This window comes from Shigella sp. FC1567 (assembly GCF_001743015.1).
Classification (GTDB): Bacteria; Pseudomonadota; Gammaproteobacteria; order Enterobacterales; family Enterobacteriaceae; genus Escherichia; species Escherichia coli.
In genome coordinates, this window is sequence record NZ_MIIV01000395.1 from 1 (window position 1) to 478 (window position 478).

Here is a 478-nt window from a genome sequence, read left to right on the forward strand (position 1 = left end):
GGTGAAGTCGTAACAAGGTAACCGTAGGGGAACCTGCGGTTGGATCACCTCCTTACCTTAAAGAAGCGTACTTTGCAGTGCTCACACAGATTGTCTGATGAAAATGAGCAGTAAAACCTCTACAGGCTTGTAGCTCAGGTGGTTAGAGCGCACCCCTGATAAGGGTGAGGTCGGTGGTTCAAGTCCACTCAGGCCTACCAAATTTGCACGGCAAATTTGAAGAGGTTTTAACTACATGTTATGGGGCTATAGCTCAGCTGGGAGAGCGCCTGCTTTGCACGCAGGAGGTCTGCGGTTCGATCCCGCATAGCTCCACCATCTCTGTAGTGATTAAATAAAAAATACTTCAGAGTGTACCTGAAAAGGTTCACTGCGAAGTTTTGCTCTTTAAAAATCTGGATCAAGCTGAAAATTGAAACACTGAACAACGAAAGTTGTTCGTGAGTCTCTCAAATTTTCGCAACACGATGATGAATCG

The 478-nt window shown here is 45.8% G+C and carries 2 tRNA genes and 1 rRNA gene; all 3 read left to right on the forward strand.

Annotation, left to right across the window (positions count from 1 at the left end):
• Positions 1 to 55: ribosomal RNA gene (locus tag BHE85_RS18500) — 16S ribosomal RNA — on the forward strand; the annotation flags it as partial.
• A 68-nt stretch (positions 56 to 123) separates the two neighbouring features.
• Positions 124 to 200: transfer RNA gene (locus tag BHE85_RS18505), tRNA-Ile, on the forward strand.
• A 42-nt stretch (positions 201 to 242) separates the two neighbouring features.
• Positions 243 to 318 (forward strand) — tRNA-Ala (locus BHE85_RS18510).
• Positions 319 to 478: the final 160 nt, after the last annotated feature.